The 16,555-nt window shown below is 62.1% G+C and carries 17 protein-coding genes; 13 read left to right on the plus strand and 4 right to left on the minus strand.

The genetic code is table 11. The features are described from left to right. Positions 1–181 precede the first annotated feature (181 nt). Positions 182–754 (minus strand): RNA polymerase sigma factor, encoded by a 573-nt coding sequence (locus KQ661_RS10065; protein ID WP_216686331.1) that lies wholly within the window; start codon positions 752–754, stop codon positions 182–184. A gap of 163 nt (positions 755–917) precedes the next feature. On the opposite strand from KQ661_RS10065, the gene KQ661_RS10070 reads away from it, so the two are divergent. The 4 genes from KQ661_RS10070 (at position 918) to KQ661_RS10085 (ending at position 3,349) form a co-directional block, all read left to right on the plus strand. Then, on the plus strand, positions 918–1,760 hold the full coding sequence (locus tag KQ661_RS10070; protein WP_317196090.1) for a PhzF family phenazine biosynthesis protein: 843 nt from the start codon (positions 918–920) through the stop codon (positions 1,758–1,760). A 273-nt stretch (positions 1,761–2,033) separates the two neighbouring features. After that, a complete protein-coding gene (locus tag KQ661_RS10075) occupies positions 2,034–2,525 on the plus strand; it encodes a transposase family protein (protein ID WP_216686216.1) in 492 nt (163 codons plus the stop codon). 41 nt (positions 2,526–2,566) lie between these two features. Continuing rightward, positions 2,567–2,932, plus strand: coding sequence for a transposase family protein (locus tag KQ661_RS10080; protein ID WP_317196152.1), 366 nt, complete (start codon positions 2,567–2,569; stop codon positions 2,930–2,932). A gap of 102 nt (positions 2,933–3,034) precedes the next feature. After that, positions 3,035–3,349, plus strand: coding sequence for a HEAT repeat domain-containing protein (locus KQ661_RS10085; protein WP_216686332.1), 315 nt, complete (start codon positions 3,035–3,037; stop codon positions 3,347–3,349). A 164-nt stretch (positions 3,350–3,513) separates the two neighbouring features. On the opposite strand, the gene ruvC is transcribed toward KQ661_RS10085, so the two are convergent. After that, complete coding sequence (gene ruvC, locus KQ661_RS10090) at positions 3,514–4,158, minus strand: crossover junction endodeoxyribonuclease RuvC (RefSeq protein ID WP_168673504.1); 645 nt, start codon at positions 4,156–4,158, stop codon at positions 3,514–3,516. Positions 4,159–4,347: 189 nt separating this feature from the next. On the opposite strand from ruvC, the gene KQ661_RS10095 reads away from it, so the two are divergent. From KQ661_RS10095 to KQ661_RS10125, 7 genes are all read left to right on the plus strand, one after another. Next, the gene (locus KQ661_RS10095; RefSeq protein ID WP_226915792.1) at positions 4,348–5,262 is read left to right on the plus strand and encodes a lysylphosphatidylglycerol synthase domain-containing protein; all 915 of its coding nucleotides are present in this window, start codon (positions 4,348–4,350) and stop codon (positions 5,260–5,262) included. Positions 5,263–5,465: 203 nt separating this feature from the next. Continuing rightward, the gene (locus KQ661_RS10100; protein WP_216686333.1) at positions 5,466–6,518 is read left to right on the plus strand and encodes a glycosyltransferase; all 1,053 of its coding nucleotides are present in this window, start codon (positions 5,466–5,468) and stop codon (positions 6,516–6,518) included. Positions 6,519–6,878: 360 nt separating this feature from the next. Beyond that, complete coding sequence (locus KQ661_RS10105; protein WP_216686334.1) at positions 6,879–7,469, plus strand: hypothetical protein; 591 nt, start codon at positions 6,879–6,881, stop codon at positions 7,467–7,469. A gap of 78 nt (positions 7,470–7,547) precedes the next feature. After that, complete coding sequence (locus KQ661_RS10110) at positions 7,548–7,805, plus strand: hypothetical protein (RefSeq protein WP_168673500.1); 258 nt, start codon at positions 7,548–7,550, stop codon at positions 7,803–7,805. A gap of 2 nt (positions 7,806–7,807) precedes the next feature. Next, positions 7,808–9,001: an ABC transporter permease gene (locus KQ661_RS10115; protein WP_226915512.1), complete on the plus strand. Its 1,194-nt coding sequence runs from the start codon at positions 7,808–7,810 to the stop codon at positions 8,999–9,001. Positions 9,002–9,120: 119 nt separating this feature from the next. After that, positions 9,121–10,425, plus strand: coding sequence for a PP2C family protein-serine/threonine phosphatase (locus KQ661_RS10120; RefSeq protein WP_216686335.1), 1,305 nt, complete (start codon positions 9,121–9,123; stop codon positions 10,423–10,425). A 6-nt stretch (positions 10,426–10,431) separates the two neighbouring features. Then, positions 10,432–10,992, plus strand: a complete 561-nt coding sequence (locus KQ661_RS10125; RefSeq protein WP_216686336.1) for a DinB family protein — start codon at positions 10,432–10,434, stop codon at positions 10,990–10,992. Between the two features lie 2 nt (positions 10,993–10,994). On the opposite strand, the gene KQ661_RS22840 is transcribed toward KQ661_RS10125, so the two are convergent. After that, a complete protein-coding gene (locus tag KQ661_RS22840; protein ID WP_216686337.1) occupies positions 10,995–12,482 on the minus strand; it encodes an O-antigen ligase family protein in 1,488 nt (495 codons plus the stop codon). Then, positions 12,479–13,561 carry a GumC domain-containing protein gene (locus KQ661_RS10135; RefSeq protein ID WP_216680505.1) on the minus strand — a complete coding sequence of 361 codons (1,083 nt, stop codon included), beginning with the start codon at positions 13,559–13,561 and terminating at the stop codon, positions 12,479–12,481. The genes KQ661_RS22840 and KQ661_RS10135 overlap by 4 nt, the downstream gene beginning before the upstream one ends. A gap of 210 nt (positions 13,562–13,771) precedes the next feature. Here KQ661_RS10135 and KQ661_RS22845 point away from each other — a divergent pair, with 210 nt between their 5' ends. Both KQ661_RS22845 and KQ661_RS10145 read left to right on the plus strand, forming a co-directional pair. Next, complete coding sequence (locus KQ661_RS22845; protein ID WP_226915793.1) at positions 13,772–15,187, plus strand: oligosaccharide flippase family protein; 1,416 nt, start codon at positions 13,772–13,774, stop codon at positions 15,185–15,187. Positions 15,188–15,389: 202 nt separating this feature from the next. Further along, positions 15,390–16,535, plus strand: coding sequence for a glycosyltransferase family 4 protein (locus KQ661_RS10145; RefSeq protein WP_216686338.1), 1,146 nt, complete (start codon positions 15,390–15,392; stop codon positions 16,533–16,535). The last annotated feature ends 20 nt before the right edge of the window (positions 16,536–16,555 follow it).

A 16,555-nucleotide genomic window follows, 5' to 3' on the forward strand; every position in this document is an offset into this window, starting at 1 on the left:
AGCGTTACCAAAAGCAGCCACGCTATCGGTGCTCGCCGTCGCCGCTTCCGCAATTTCGGGGCGGCCACCGGCGGCGGCAGTTGCGCCCGAATGCCGGCCCACAGCGCTGCCGGCGGCTCCTGGCCGTAGTCGGCCAGGCGGTCGCGCAGGGCATCGTACAAGTCGTCGGGGTTGCGGTCGGTCATGGCAATTGGGGGTGATGGTGGGCCGTCAGGCGAGTTTCGAGCAGCCGGCGGGCCCGCGCCAGCTGCGATTTGGAAGTGCCTTCGGCGATGCCCAGCAGCGCACCGATTTCCTGGTGCGAGTAGCCCTCCACGGCGTAGAGGTTGAGCACCGTGCGGTAGCCGGGCGGCAGGGTGGCCAGCAAGGCCAGCAGGTCGGTGGCGGCTAGCTGGTCCAGGGCCGAGGGCTCGGCGGTGGGCAGGTCGCCGGCCAGCTCGTCGAGGGCCTCGCCGGCGGGGCCGGGGTGGCGCAGGCGATGTTGCGCCAGGGCATGCAGTGAGGTGGTGACGGCAATGCGCCGCGCCCAGGCCTCGAACGGCCCCTGCCCCCGGAACTGGTCGAGGCGGGTGAAGATTTTGACGAACGTGTTTTGCAGGGCGTCTTCGGCCTCTGCCCGGCTGGGGCAGTAGCGCAGGCACACGCCCATCAGGGAGTAAGAGATTTTTTGATAGAGCTGGTACTGCGCCGCCGATTCGCCCCGCCGGCACGCGGCCAGCAGTGCCTCATCAACCAGGGTAATGGATGGCGGCATGCAGTGGAAAAGTAAGATGAAGGCCAGCGGTACCGGCCCGCCTTGTACCCCCCTGACCGGCCCGCGCCGGCTGGGGTTGCGTGGCCGCAAAATAATTTTAAAATAAGCCGCCCGCCACCAGAAAACTGCCCGGCAATTCATCAATGCGCCCCGCGCCGTATTCTTGCCAAAAGAAATCCGTGCCCTTCCAACCAATCCGCCCGAATCCGCCATGCGCTACTTCCACGTCGATGCCTTCGCCCAAACGCCATTCGCCGGCAACCCCGCCGGCGTGTGTCCGCTCGATGCCCCGCTGCCCGCCGCCCTCATGCAGCAAATCGCGGCCGAAAATAGCCTGGCCGAAACTGCCTTCTTCGTGCCCCGCCCCGATGCGCCGGGCGAGTACGACCTGCGCTGGTTCACGCCGGCCGTCGAAATCGACCTGTGCGGGCACGCCACGTTAGCCTCGGCCCACGTCCTGTTCACGCACCTCGGCTTCGCGGGGCCACAGGTTACCTTCCACAGCCAGAGCGGCCCGCTGCGCGTGACCCGCGCCGCCGACGGCCGCCTCACCCTCGATTTTCCCTCGCGCCCGCCGCAGGAATTGCCCGTGCATCCCACGGGCCTCACCGATGCCCTCGGAGCCACACCGCTGCGGGTACTGGCCGCCCGCGACCTACTGGCCGTGTTCAATTCCGAAGCCGAAGTTCGTGCCCTCACCCCCAACTTCGCCCGCATCGCGGCCCTGGAGTACGTGGGCGTCATCGCCACCGCGCCCGGCTCCAATGGCGTCGATTTCGTATCGCGGTTTTTTGCGCCCCGCGTGGGCGTGCCGGAGGACCCCGTCACTGGCTCGGCCCACAGCATCCTCATTCCCTTCTGGGCAGAAAAGCTGGGCAAAACCGAACTGCGCGCCCGCCAAATTTCTCCCCGCGGCGGCGATTTATGGTGCAAGTTGCGCGGGGATAGAGTGGATATCAGCGGCTACGCCGTGACGTATGCGGCGGGGGAGCTGCTGGTAAATTAAGTACCCGTCAAATTCCGGCATTCCTGTATCAACAGCAATATGGCTTATCTCAAAAAACTGTTCCCCTACTTGTTGGCAAGCCTAGTAGTCGTTGGAATATGGAAGCTTCTTCTGAAAATTACGCTTGGTTTCCAAAGGGGAAAGAGCAGTTGACGCTTGAAATTGCTCTTGCAAGAATCTTTGTTTATAAAGTAGTTCTTTGGTTAATTATTAGACTTGTTGCGAAGTGAGTGAAGTGCGGAATTTTCGACAAACTGTACTTAAATTTAGAACATGAACTTTTCCGTAAAAAACCTCACTACTTCGCGTAAATGGCGTGCTGCCACGGGACTCACGGCGGAGCGTTTTGCGCAGCTTTTGGCGCATTTTAAGCAGGCGTATTTTCGGTTAAATGGAACAGATATGATTGAACGTGGGGCTTTTGCGCCGTATGAAGTAGCCCTTAAAACAGAAGAAGAATTACTGCTTTTCACCCTATTCAGCTTCAAAGCAAACTTGACGTATGATTTGTTGGGATTGGTCAGTGGGATGGACGGTTCCAACGCGAAACGCAACCAGGAATTAGGCATTACGGTGCTCCAAGAAGCGCTGGAGCAAACCGGGCATGCGCCAAAGCGGGAATTTGCGACAGTGGCCGAATTTGAAGCCTATTTTCAGGAACACGAGACGTTATTGGTCGATGGAACAGAGCAACGCAAGCAACGACCAGGAAATAAAGAGATGCAAAAAGACTACTATAGCGGTAAAAAAAAATACACGCCGTAAAAGAGATAGTTATTTCAACGACCATTCGCTGGATTGGTTTTATCAGCCGTTGTTACGGCGGAAGACACCACGACTACAGTGTGCTAAAAAGCATTTTACCAGTTGATAAAGAGTGGTTTAAAAAGTTCAAGGTGCGGTTGGACCTGGGGTTTTTGGGCTTCGCGAAAGACTACGTTTGCCGGAAAGTTTTTATTCCTATCAAAAAGCCGAAAGGGAAAGAACTCACCGATGAACAACGAGAAATAAATACAAAACAAGCAAGTGAACGAATTACCGTAGAGCATAGCATTGGCGGATTGAAACGTTATCGAATTTTGGAAGACCGATTACGTTTGCATAATTTGAACCTGTACAATGACGTGCTGGGAGTGTGTGCGGGCTTGTGGAATTTCAGCTTAAATCTGTGATTAATAGCTCGCAACAAGTCTATTACAAATAGCGCGCTATTCGGCATAAAATGTACCCTTAGAAAACAGTACACAGCCGGATTATTTGCGGCTCTGCCTGCCGTGATATTTTACTTTGCGATAGGGAAATGGGTTGAAGAAAAGTGTGCGTTTTCTTATTACACGGTATTTCTCAATCAATCGGTAAGCGAGGAATATTTACAAGACCCAATTAAAGAAGCGGGTTATGCTATAGGCCCGCTTTTGTCAGCGAACATCAGTAACAAAGAGATGAAATTCAGACGCTATGCGATTAGTGCGCTTGGCGATATTGGTTACAGGCCCGCCACGCCGGTTTTGCGCAATATTCTATTCGACCAAAGCGAACCCGATTATATCCGAGCTGATGCATGTGAAGTATTAACCAGATTCAATTAACCAGATTCAATTAGAGTGTTTCTGATGAGCAGCACATACATTAAATCCGACTGATAAAGAGGAATAAAGAACTAGCGGGCGCTGTCACTGGTACAGCACCATAAAGCCAAGCGTAACGTTGGCAAGGAAAAGGCATTTAGCGTTTCCCGTTCGTGCCTCTTGCCTTACGATTTCGCTGGTGCCTTCTTCTTGCCCGTACCCGTGCTGGCCCCCAGCCGCTCGGGGTTATCGGCCAGAAACTTGCCCCAGCTTTTGCCGCCGCTCACGGTGTTATTGTTGCCCTTCTGGTAGTGGTGGCACAGGGCCACGGCCAGGGCATCGGTCGCGTCCAGAAAGGTGCTGGCTTCGGCAATGGGCGGCAGCTTCAGGGTCTGGCGCAGCATGTGGGCCACCTGCTCCTTAGTGGAGTTGCCCGAGCCCGTCACGGACTGCTTCACCTTGGTGGGTGCGTACTCCACGTAGGGAATCTGGCGCGAGAGAGCAGCTGCGATGGCCACGCCCTGCGCCCGGCCCAGCTTGAGCATACTCTGCACGTTCACGCCGAAAAACGGGGCCTCGATGGCCAGCTCATCGGGCAGGTACTCGTCGATGAGCTCCAGCATGCGGTCGAAAATCCGCTTTAGCTTTACGGCGTGATTCGAGCCCAGGGCCTTCATATTGATAACGTCGTAGCACAGCACGTCCACGCGCTGGCCGCGCACCTCAATCAGGGCGTAGCCCATAATCTGGGTGCCGGGGTCGACGCCCATAATGATTTTGGGCAGCAGCTCGACGGCGGGAGCGGGGCGGGGGCGAAGGGGGGCAGGCATCTGGCCCAAAGTTACGACCCCGGCAAGGCCAGTGCGTCAGAAACTGATGTTTCATCGGCGGCCGGTTCTTCGGCGGCGCATACCGGCTCGCGCCCGTCTCCGCCGGAACCCGAGAACCGCCGGGCGCGGCAGTGGCGTCGAATCGTATTCTGGGGTAAAATCGGGGTCACGCTGCTTACGCTGGGCCTGCTGTACCACTCCATCTTTGCCGCGCCCGATACGGCGGCGGCCTGGCGGCACCTGCTCAGCACCACGCTCAGCGGGGCGGGGCGTGGGCCGGTGCTGCTGGCCCTGGCCTTGGTGCCCGCCAACTGGGGCCTGGAGGCCTGGAAGTGGTACCGTCTGGCTCGGCATCTGGAGCCGGTCACGTTCGGGCGCAGCTTCCGGGCGGTGCTGGTGGGCCTCACGCTGGGCTTTGCCACTCCCAACCGCGTGGGCGACTACGCCGGGCGCATCATCGAGCTCAAAAGCCGCCGGGTGAGTGCGCTGGGGGCCGTTTTTCTGGGACGCTACTGCCAGCTGGTGGCCACCGTGCTGGCGGGCGTGGCGGGCCTGCTTTATTTCCTGCTGAAGTTTTACCTGAAGGGCTACCCGGCGGCCGGAGTGGGCGTGGCGACTTCGGCGCTGCTGCTGAGCGGGCTGGTGCTGGTGCCGCTGTACCGGTCGCGGCTGCTGCTGGCGGCGCTGGGCGTGTGGCGGCCGCTGCGGCGGTTCCGGCCGGCGCTGGCCATTATGCCCACCTATCCGGCGCGGGCGCTACACGCGGTACTGGCCATTTCGGGGCTGCGCTACGCGGTATTCTGCGCGCAGTTTATGCTGCTGCTGACGGCCTACGGCGTGGGCGGGCCGCTGGGGCCAGGGCTGGCTGCCGTGGCGGGTACGTTCTTTTTGAAGTCGCTGGTGCCCTCGCTCAATGCCCTGGCCGATGTGGGCGTGCGGGAGCTTTCGGCCACGCACCTGTTTGGGCTACTTGGGCAGCCAGCATTGCCGGTGCTGAGCGCGAGTCTGAGTTTGTGGGTTATCAATATTGCATTGCCCAGCGCGGCCGGCCTGCTGCTGGTGCCGGGGCTGCGCGTGCTGCGTGAGAAGCGCGCCGGGAAATGATGGCAGGGCTGTTGCTTTTGGCGCTGCCGCTGCTGTACGCGGGGGTGATGGGGTGGCTGCGCGGCGGGTGGCAATGTCACCTCACCCCCCCAGCCCCCCTCTCCAAAAAAGAGGGGGGAGCTAGTTCTGGCGCTGATTTTAGGCTCGGAATTTCAGCACAAAACCAGCCAGAGACAATACTAGAAACTAGTCCCCCCTCTTTTTTGGAGAGGGGGCTAGGGGCCGTGCCCGGCAGGGGTGAGGTGCCGCACTTCTCCGTCCTCATCGCTGCCCGCAACGAAGCCGCCAACCTCCCTCAGCTCCTGCGCGACCTCGCCGCCCAAACCCTGCCAGCTTCGCAATTCGAAGTCCTCATCGCCGACGACCATTCCACCGATGCTACCGCCGCGCTGGTAACGGCCGCCGCGCAGAAAACTGGTTTTCACCTGCGCCTAATCGAGCTGCCCCCTGCCCAAACCGGTAAAAAAGCCGCCCTGCTCACGGCCTTGCACGCTGCCCGTGCCCCCTGGCTGGTGTGCACCGATGCCGACTGCCGCCTCGGCCCCGGCTGGCTGGCGGCCTACGCGGCCCTGCTGCACCGGCAGCCGCAGGCTAATTTCATCAGCGGCCCGGTGCTGCTCACGGGGCCGGATTCGCTTTTTATGACGCTCATGGGGCTGGAGTTTGCCGGCCTGGTGGGGGTGGGCGCGGCCTGCCTGGCCCGCCAGGCTCCCACCATGTGCAACGGGGCCAATCTGGCCTACCGCCGCGCCGCCTTCGAGGCCGTGGGCGGCTTTGCCGATAATGCCCACCTGGCCAGCGGCGACGACGAGTTTCTGCTCCATAAAATCCACGCGACCTTTCCCGGCACGGCCTATTTCCTGACCGATGCGGCGGCCACCGTCCGCACGGCCGCGCCCGATACGCTGCGGGCGCTGCTGCGGCAGCGGGTGCGCTGGGCCAGCAAGTGGCGGCATTACCAAAGCGCGGCTTCACGCAACCTGGCCCTGCTGGTGCTGGGGGCCAATGTGGCACTGGCCGCCGGAGCCGTAGCCCTGCTGAAATGGCCCGGCCTCTGGCCTTGGGTGGCGGCGGCCTGGGTCATCAAGCTGGGGGCCGATGCGTGGTTTCTGAGCCCGGTGCTAGGGTTTTTCGGGCGGCGCAAGTGGCTGTGGGGACTGTTGCCGCTGCAGTTGCTGTATGCGCCGTATGCGCTGGCGGTGGGGGCGGCCGGCTGGCGCGGCGGCTACGAGTGGAAGGGCCGGGTAGTGCAGTAGGAGCGGGCGGGTGGGGCCGGAAAATCAGGGGCAAAAAATACTGTCCAGGAGACTTGAAAGGTAAATTTGCCGCACATATATTCCACCTAAGCCCAACGTGTTATGCGGTTCAGTTCGGTTGGTTTCGACCTTTCCTGTGCTTGCAGCCGAAACTGGTCGCGGTTGCGACACTTCTAAAAGCAAGCTGGATGCTGCTGTAAACCAGCGCTGCAGATTATCGTAAATTGCTCCCTATTGAGAACAAGTGTGTTTATCGGCGTAGCGCTTTCCGTTGGTATTTGCCGGGCCAGCCACGCGCAGGATGCTGTCACCAAGGATGCGGTCACTACAGACGTAAAATTCTTTACTGAGGCCGCCTTCGTGCTCACAACGGGTACCATCCTGACTGGGACGCTGGTGCTGTACCCTGAAAGGGAGATACTTGCTCTCAAGAGTGCCAACGACAGCACCTACACGCTCCCGGCGCGGCTGGTGCGCGGGTTTGCCGCTAAAGATGCCCCCGACCAGCAGCGGGCGGGCGATACTTACCTTGCCTTGCAGCGCATCTTCCGGGTGTTTCCCCTACCGGCTACCAAATCGGCTTCGCCGGTTGCCTGGGGATTTTACGAACAGCCCAGTCGTGGGCCAGGCGCAGTACTGTTGCGGCGCGAGCGGGCGGTGGGATATCAGGAATCATTGCGGGGGGATTTCCCTGGTTCAAATGGACTCGCGACCCAAACCCCGTCCATGATAACCTTCTTCCCCGGCGCTACCATTATTACGCTGTACCTGGCGACGGTTGCCGGCGCGGTGGTTCCGTTGCGGAAGCCTCAGGACGTGTTCAAGCATTTCCCCGCCATGGAGCCGCAGCTGCGCGCTTACGTCCGGGAAAATGGGCTGAACCTGTCCAACGACCGGGAATTATCCTTTCTGGTTAACTACGCCAACTCGCTGGCGAAACCAACGCCCTGACCGTCGGTAGTGGCTTCGGAGTAATGCCACCTGCCGGGCTTACATTTGCCCAAATCCCAGCCTGCCGTTTCTCCTCCCGTGACTGACCCCGAATTTGACCTGCTCGACGAACTGTACTTCGTCACCCCATTTCGCACGCTGCTCCAGAAAACCGGCCTGCCCGCTAATGAGCTCGAAGACCAGCTCCGTACCTTGCTCGAGCAGGGTCTCATCCGCAGCTATTGGCCCGACCCCGATACCGAGCTGGCCTACGAAACCACGTCCTTCGGCGCCATTGCCCGCGACGCGGCCTACCTGGCTTCCAAGGAAGGCCTGCTGCAACACAACACCCGCTAGCGGTGGCCACGGCAGTTACGGCCGCGCCCCCCACTACGGCCGCCGCCGCCCGGCCGCCCGGCTACTACGTGCGCCAACGCCTGTGGCAAAACCGCCCCGCCGTGGCCGGGCTGGCCTTTATTGCCCTGTGCACGCTGGTGGCGCTGCTAGGCTACTGGGTACTGCCCGACAACTCGCCCAACGCCAACCACGGCTTTGTGCAGATTCAGAAGGAGCCGCCCGGCCTGCAGGTGCTGCTGCTGCGCCAGCCCCTGCCCGACTCGTCGCGCACCGGCCTGGCCCCGGCTAACATTTTCAGTACCTGGCTGCGCGGCCGCGAGCCTGAAGTCCAGGAAACCCCCATCGGTGGCTACCGGTTTGCCGGCGATTCCATTGTGTTGAAACCGCTGGGCGAGCATTCGGCCGAGGCGGGCCGGCAGCGGCGGCTGGCGCTGGCGGCCGTGGTGGGCCACGCTGGCCCTGCGGCCGAATTGCAGCGCGAAGTCAAAGCCCGCCACCTCACTACGCGTACCTACGCCCTGGGCACCGACAAAGCCGGGCGCGACGAGCTGAGCCGGCTGCTGCTGGGCACGCGCATTTCGCTGGGTATCGGGCTGGTAGCGGTGCTTATTTCGGTGGTGCTGGGCATGGCCGTGGGCGCGGTGGCCGGCTACTTCGGCGGTTGGGTCGATTCCCTTTTATTGGGAGTGATGACCGTGGTGTGGAGCATTCCCGGCATCATGCTGGTCATTGCTATTTCGCTGGCGCTCGACAGCAAAGGCGTGTGGGTCAGCTTTGTAGCCGTGGGCCTGACGATGTGGGTGGACGTGGCCCGCGTGGTGCGCGGCCAGATGCTGAGCCTGCGCTCGTCCACCTTCGTTGAGGCCGGGCGGGTGCTGGGCCTACCCACGTCGCGCCTCATTGCGCGGCACCTGCTGCCCAATATGCGCGGCCCGCTCATTGTGCTGGCCACCAGCAACTTCGCTTCGGCTATTCTGCTTGAGGCGGGCCTGAGCTTCCTGGGCCTGGGGGTGCAGCCGCCCGCGCCCAGCTGGGGCCTGATGGTGAAGGAAGGCTACGATTTGCTGGGAACTGAGGCCGGCGTGTGGCTCACGCTGCTGCCCGGCGCGGCCATTTCGTTGCTTGTGCTCAGCTTCAACCTGCTCGGCAACGGCCTGCGCGATGCCTACGACCCCAAAACGCCCGTTGCGGTGTGAATTTCTGGTTTCTGATACTTAACCAGCAGCGAGAAACCAGCAACCGGAAACCAACTGCGTAACCGCTGTAATTTTGTGGTCCCGCGTTCGGATTTCCGGCGCATTGCTTACCTTGCCGTATGCCTGCTGTCGCTCCCAATTCTTCCCCCGAACCACCGGCTGACTCCGCCGCCCAACTCGCCACGCACGATGAGCAGCTCAAGCAGCTGCGTCGCCAGCTGCAACTCAAACAGTTCGAGTTGGATACGGTACTGGGCGTGGCCTACGACATGACGGCCCGCGACCACTCTGTGGATGAGCTGTACCACATGCTGCGCCTCACTCTGCAGGGCCAGCGCAACGTGGTGCAGCTGGTGCTGTTTGCCCGCGAGGACGACCATTTTCGCGCCCGCCTAGCACTGGGCTGCGACCTGGCCATGGCCGAAAAGCTGACGCTCTCACCCGCCTTGCTCGGCGGCGAAGTAAAAGAGCCGCAAGCCGTGGAAGACCTGCTACTGGGGCCGGCCTGGGAAAAATACGAGTTGGTGCTGCCCATTCTGCGGCAGCGCCAGGTGGTGGCCTACGTATTCGTAGGGGGCCTGCGCACCGACTTCGACCGTCAGCAACTCATTCCCTTCCTCACCTCGCTGGCCAATACGCTGATGGGGGCCGTGGAAAACCGCCGCCTGCAGGCCCAGCGCGTGGCCGATGCCGCCGTGCGCAAGGAAATCGAGATTGCCCAGGAGGTGCAGGCCATGCTCTTCCCGCGCCAGCTGCCCAACGATGCCGACCTGGCCATTGAGCGCAGCTATGTGCCGCACACCGAAATCGGGGGCGATTATTACGACGTAGTCGAAATCGACGTCGACCGCCTGCTGCTGTGCGTGGCCGACGTGAGCGGCAAGGGCGTGCCCGCGTCGCTGCTCATGTCGAACTTCCAGGCCGGGCTGCGCACGCTGCTGCGCCAGGGCGTGCCGCTGGCTACCATCGTGCCCGAGCTCAACCACTTGCTGTTTCGGAATTCGGGCGGCGAGAAATTTATTACGGCCTTTCTGGGCATTTATAACCGCCGCACCCGCCGCCTGCAATTCGTGAATGCCGGCCACAACGACCCCCTGCTGCTGGCCGACAACGGCACCGTGACCACGCTCAAGGATGGCACCGTGATGCTGGGCATTATGGAGGAACTGCCGCTGATGCGGGTGGGCGAAATCGAAATCCCGCACCAATCGCTGCTGCTGCTCTACACCGATGGCCTCACCGAAGTGTTCGACGCCGACGGCAACGAGTTTGGCGAAGAGGGCGTGCTGGCCGTGCTGCACCGCAGCCGCTACCTGCCGCTGCCCAAGCTGCACCAGGAAATGCTGCGCAGCATCGACGCCTACAGCTCGCGCGGCTCGCACTTCGCCGATGACGTGACCATACTGAGCTGCCGGTTTAAGTAGTCATCGATGGTGCCCACCCTCCTGATAGCCGAAATCAGCCAGCGGCTGACCACGGCCTTCGACCAACTCAACGGCTGGTTTGCGGCCCCGGCCCCTTTGCGGTGCTACCATCCGGCCAAAGGCGGCTGGACCATCGACGAGATTCTCGAGCACGTTGCGCTCACCAATCATTTCCTACTCATTCTCATCGAGAAAGGGGCCACCAAGGCGCTCAAAAATGCCCGCGAACTGGACCTGGCCACTGAACTGGCCATCCGGCAGTCGGCCCGCGTTCGCCTCGATGAGATTAGCCAGCCGGGAGCCTTCACTTGGATGCGGCCCGACCACATGGCACCGCATGGCCTGAAATCGGGTCCGGAAGTAGCCGCCACGCTCCGGCAGCAACTGCAGCAGTGCAAGGAGGTGCTGGGCCGCCTGCCCAATGGCGAAGGTGTACTCTACCACACGACCATGTCGGTAAACGACCTGGGCAAGATGGACGTGTATGACTTTGTTTACTTCCTTGCCAAGCACGTCGAGCGGCATCTGGGCCAAATCGGACAGGTGGTGGCCGAGTACCGTTTGTAAGGTCAGGCTGATGTCGTGTTGGTCGGGTCGGTGGCCTCATCCAGCCACGACTGCGCCCGCACCAACAGTGCCAGGCAGATAAAAAATATCGGCCCAATCTTGTCTACCTCAATCAGCTCATTCAGCGTGAGATGGAAGATGATGACCACCAGCGACAGCGACGCGGCCAGCACCACGCGGCGCACCTCGGGCCGCGAGCGGGAGCGGTGGTAGAGGCTTTCGGCCAGCAGCAGCGACGTGGCAATCAGGACAACGAACAGCAGAAAGCCCGGAATCCCCTGCTCGGCCAACTGGAGCAGGAAGTAGTTGTGCGTGGTCGATTTTTCGGGGTTGTCGCTCACGTAGGTGCGGAAGCTCTTCACCGTATAGCGCTTGTATTCGGGGTAGAAGGTGGCCGCGCCGCTGCCGGTGATGGGCTTATCGCCAATCATGCGGGCGGCGGCCACCCAGCGGTACACGCGCTCCATGCCCGACACATCCTGCAGCTTGTAGGTGGCTTCGAGGTGCTTTTCGAAATTCTGGCCGTTGAACACCGTGCGCTCGTAATTGGGCGCAAATTCCATGTACCGGTCGCCGGTTACCACGTACGTCACGCCCAGCGTCACGGCTACGGCCACGGCCAGCACCACCACCCGCGTGAGGCGCAGGCGCATCACCAGATAAAACAGCCCCGCGATGGGCAGCGACAGGATGGACGCCCGGGTGTAGGACGTGAGCAGGCCAAATAGCACAATGCCCAGCCCCACGCGCCACGCCAGCCGTGCGCCGCCCCGGCTCGTGGCCTGAATGGCAAACCAGGCAAACGGCACCAGCAGCGCCAGCATGGCCGCGTAAATAACGTGGTTGCGGAAAAACGGGTGCAGCGCCCAGTTAATTTCGGCAAAGCTGAAGCCCCTGGTAGCATGGCGGCTGGCCACGTACAGCACGCTCAGGGCGGCTCCGGTCACGTATACGGCCGCGAAACGCCAGGTGTCGTTGGGCCGCCGCACTATCAGCAGCGTGCCCAGCAGGAAGGGCACAATGTACCACACCTTGGCCAGTAGGTACTTAAAGGATTTCAGCGTATCAACCGAAAACAGGAGGTCGACGGCTGTCCACAGCAGCATCAGGGCCAGAATTACCAGCAGCGGGTTTATCAGCTCGCGGCGCGGGATGTGGCCCACGCCCAGCATCAGAGCCCCCAGCACGCAGGCCGTGAGCACCAGCATCAGCGGCTCGGAGGGCATGTCCATGCTCAGCCCGCCAAACAGGCTGATTTCCTGCGAAAAAGGCAGCACGAAAAACAGCAGGTAGTACAGCCAGCGCCATTCCACCAGGGCCACCAGCAGGCCCACGGCCAGTAGCGCCGGTAGGAACAGGGCCGGCATCTGGGCTAAGGCCGCCGCCGCGCCGCCGGCCAGCAGCAGGCCCACAAACCCCATAAACAGGAGCTGGGGCGTATCGAAGGACCGCCAGCGCTGGTCCGGCCGCTCGTTCACGGGCGGGTTCACGCCGGGCGCACGGCCCCGGGCCGGTTGTAGCGGTACAGCTCCAGCAGCGCGATGAACACCACCGAAAGCGCGAAGGTGAGCAGCACGGAACCCAGCACGATGAGCGAGCGCACGGGCTTAAATTTCTTGGTGGCCGGGTAGGCCTTCTGCACCAGGTACACGCTCGAAAGCCGGCCCTTGATGCTAAGCTCGGCCGTTTCGTAAGCGCTACGGGCCGCGATGAGGCGGGTCTGCAAATCAGTCACGCGGGTTGTGAACATGGCCAGCGAGTCGGTGCCTGCCACGTAGCTTTCCAGGTTGATGAGGTTGCCGCCATCGGCGCGGGTCAGGCCCCGCAGGCTGCGCCTAAGGCCGGCTACGTCGCCGCCGCTGGCTTCGGCCTTGCGCAGGGCGGCCTCGGTTTCGATGAGCTGCTTCGCCAGGTAGCGGCCCTGCATTTCGAGGCCAAAAATGCCGTAGCGGCGGCGGGCCCCCACCAGCTCGCGGCGGCTGCGCTCGAAGCTGGTGCTCAGGTACTCGTAGCGCTGGCCGTAGAGCGCGAGCACGGTGCGGCGGTTTTCCAGCGTCAGCTGCTGGTTTACCGAGTCGATGGCCCGCACCATGGCGTTGGCCACGGCCGCGGCCAGCTGCTTGTCTTTGTCAATAAAGGTGAGCTCGATGGCGTCGCGCTCGTTGTGCACAATGCTCAGGTTGCTGCTGAACTCGCTCAGCACGTAGTTATCGGCGGCATCGGTGCCCGGCGCGCCGGCATGGTAGTGTTTGTAGAGGTCGAACTTCTTGATTACCACGTCGGCGACCGGCTGCGACTCACCGATGGTGATGACGCGGTCCAGGTCTTCGGCCCGGCCACCCAGCTCCAGCCTGCTGCCCATCTCTTTGTCCTGGTCCAGCAGGCGGTCGGGGTCGGCTGTTTGCGGGTTGGTCGGGATGAAAACGGCGGTGGAGCGGTACTGGTTGGGCAGCAGCAAGGCCACCACCACACTCACCACGGCGGCCAGCGCCACGGCACCGGCCACAAAATATTTCCAGCGGTTGATAATGGGCCCCAGGCCCACCAGCGAGAAAGAGGGTGCAGACATACAGAAAGGAAAACCGCCGGCTCTGCCTGCAAAAATTAGTTGGGCATAAAGCGGGAAAGCGGCGGGCAAAGATAGCCGGAAAATAGCCCTTCGGACCTAATAGTGCGGCTGCCCCGGCGCGGTGCGTAGCTTTGCAGGCCGTGCGCCGCGCCCCGGGACACATTTTCAAAATCTAGCCCTCCCTTCCGCATCAAACGGTTTTTTGGCAATATCAGCTTCGTCGTCCTGCTCAACCTGCTGGTGAAACCCGGCTGGGTGGTGGTCGAAAACCTGGTGCAGGACCGGCTCGGGCACGCCACGTTTGGCCTCATCACGGCGCTCTCGGCGCTCACGCTGGTGGTGGCCGCCCTCTCCGATTTGGGCCTGACACCCTACTCCGTGCAGCGCGTAGCGGCCGAGCCGGGCTTTATGGCCGAAACCTTCCCCACGCTGCTGCCCCTGCGCGGGGCGCTCAACTTCGTGGCCCTGGCCGCCATGCTGGTGGTGGGCTGGGGGCTGGGCTACCGCGGCCCCGAGCTGGGCCTGCTGGCGGCCGTGGGCGCGGCGCTGCTGCTGGCCCAGTACGGGCAGTTTTTGCGCGGCACCCTCCAGGCTCACCAAAAATTCAACACCGACGCCGTCCTCTCGGTGGTCGAAAAATTTCTGCTGCTCGGGGCCGTGCTGGTGCTGCTGCCGGTGGGCCTCACGCTGCCGCGCTACGTAGGCGCGCGGCTGGGCGCGGCGGCCTTCACCACGGCGCTGCTCTACGGGCTGATGACGCGGTTTTTCGGCCGCGTGAAGTACCGTTGGAAAGGCCCCGTGGCCCGCACCGCCCTGCGCGCCAGCCTGCCCTTCGCCCTCATGACGCTGCTCTATGGCGTGAACGAGCGCATCGACATGGTGATGCTCGAACGCCTGGCCTCGCCCACCGAGGCGGGCTACTACGCCGGCGCCTACCGCTGGGTCGATGCCGTGATGATGTACGCCTGGACGGTGCTGCCGCTCTTTTTTGCCAAGTTCGCCAGCGTGCCGAAGGATGCCGGGGCCCAGCGCGAGCTACTGCGCTTCGGGCAGCGCATCGTCACGCTGCCGCTGCTGTTCGTGGTGGCTTTTATCTTTTTTCGGGGCGAGGTGGTGTTCTGGCAGTTCAAGCACAGCAGCCCGGCCGAAATAGCCCGTATGACACTGTGTTTGAAAATATTATTCGTCAACGTGCTGGTTCACAGCTTTTTCGCAATCTATAGCACCCTACTCACCAGCACCACCCACGAGCGGGCCGTGAGCTGGCTGGTGGCCCTCAGCATCGCCCTCAACATTGGTCTGAACCTGGTTTTTCTGCCCAAATTCGGGGCCATCGCGGCTTCCGTCGATACCCTGATTTGCGCCGCTGCCGTATCGGTGGGCTACCTGGTGCTGGTAGCGCGGCGCACCGGCGTGGGCGTGCCCGGCCGCCTGCTGGCCCGGCTGCTGCTGTGCTTCGGGCTGCTGTGCGGGGCCTGGGCCGGCCTGCAATACGGTTTGTTCCTAAGCTGGTGGCTGGAGGCGGGCATCATGGCCGTGGTGTTCGGGCTGCTTGTGCTGGGCACGGGGCTGGTGCGCCGCAACGAAATCAGCCAGCTGCTGCCGGGGAGGGGAGTTAAGAGTTAAAAGTTAGGAGTTAAGAGTTGAAGTTGGAAGAGCAATAGCCTCATCTATAGATGATTAGAGCGGTTTTCAGGTTCGTGTACACGTAGCGCGAACTTTGTAGTTCGCGCTACTGCCTGCTGGCCTCATAAGCTGTATACAAATCCGAAAACTGCTCTAACCACCAACTCTTAACTCCTAACCTTTAACTCTTAACTCAACCCCCGTGCACATCGCCGTAAATACCCGCTTTCTGCTGCCCGGCGACCACCTCGAAGGCATCGGCCGCTTCACCTACGAGACGCTGCTGCGCCTCGTGGCGCAGCATCCGGAGGTCACGTTTCACTTCCTGTTCGACCGCGCTTTCGACCCGCGCTACCTGTTTGGGCCCAATGTGGTGCCGCACGTATTGCAGCCGCCGGCCCGGCATCCGTTGCTGTACGTGGCGTGGTTTGAGGGCGCGGTGGCGGCGTGGCTGGCCCGGTACCGGCCGGCCGCCTTCTTCAGCCCCGACGGCTTCACGACCCTGAACACGCGCGTGCCCCGCGTCACGGTCATCCACGACCTGGCGTTCGAGCATTTTCCGCTCGATGTGGGCTTGCTGCAACGCAAGTATTACCACTTTTTTTCGCCGCGCTTCGCCCGCGCCTCGGCGCAGATTGTAGCCGTATCGGAAGCCACCAAGGCCGACATCGTGCAGACCTACGGCACCGCGCCCGAAAAAATCAGTGTGGCCTACAACGCACCCGCCGATTTATTTCAGCCCCAGTCAGAGCAAACCCAGCGGGAAATCCGCCGAAAATTCAGCCATGGGCAGCCTTATTTTCTGTTCGTGGGGGCCTTGCAGCCGCGCAAAAACCTGGGCAATCTGTTGCGGGCCTTCGACCAGCTTAAAGCCACCGGCGGCGCGGCCGTGGCCGATGCCCAACTCCTCATCGTGGGCCGTAAGGCCTGGAAAGCCGGCCCCATCCTGGCCGCTTATGAGCAGATGCGCCACCAGTCGGCGGTGCATTTTACGGGCCGCGTGGCCGATGCCGAGCTGGCCGGTCTCTACGCGGCGGCCCGGGCTACGGTTTATGTTCCTTATTTTGAGGGTTTTGGAATCCCTATTGTGGAGGCTCAGGCCAGCGGCTGCCCGGTGCTCACGTCGGGCGTCAGCTCGATGCCGGAGGTGGCGGGGGCGGGCGGGGCCTTGCTGGTGGACCCGCGCGATGTAGACAGCATTGCCGCCGGGCTGGCCCGGCTGTGGAACGACGCGGACCTGCGCCGGCAGCTGGTAGCCCGGGGCCGCGAGAATCTGAGCCGGTTTTCGTGGGCGCAAAGTGCCGAAGTGCTGTGGCAGGCAATAGGCAAGGCCATCAGCCGGCCGTAGGGCCGGCCGCGGCGCGCCAT

The sequence above is a fragment of the Hymenobacter siberiensis genome (genome assembly GCF_018967845.1).
Lineage (GTDB): Bacteria > Bacteroidota > Bacteroidia > Cytophagales > Hymenobacteraceae > Hymenobacter > Hymenobacter siberiensis.

What these genes read in the sequence shown, in the direction of transcription:
- KQ661_RS10065 (WP_216686331.1), bottom strand. Translation starts at nt 754, where the DNA reads ATGCCGCCATCCATTACCCTGGTTGATGAGGCACTGCTGGCCGCGTGC.
- KQ661_RS10075 (WP_216686216.1), top strand. Translation starts at nt 2,034, where the DNA reads ATGAACTTTTCCGTAAAAAACCTCACTACTTCGCGTAAATGGCGTGCT.
- ruvC (WP_168673504.1), bottom strand. Translation starts at nt 4,158, where the DNA reads ATGCCTGCCCCCCTTCGCCCCCGCCCCGCTCCCGCCGTCGAGCTGCTG.
- KQ661_RS10120 (WP_216686335.1), top strand. Translation starts at nt 9,121, where the DNA reads ATGCCTGCTGTCGCTCCCAATTCTTCCCCCGAACCACCGGCTGACTCC.
- KQ661_RS10125 (WP_216686336.1), top strand. Translation starts at nt 10,432, where the DNA reads ATGGTGCCCACCCTCCTGATAGCCGAAATCAGCCAGCGGCTGACCACG.
- KQ661_RS10135 (WP_216680505.1), bottom strand. Translation starts at nt 13,561, where the DNA reads ATGTCTGCACCCTCTTTCTCGCTGGTGGGCCTGGGGCCCATTATCAAC.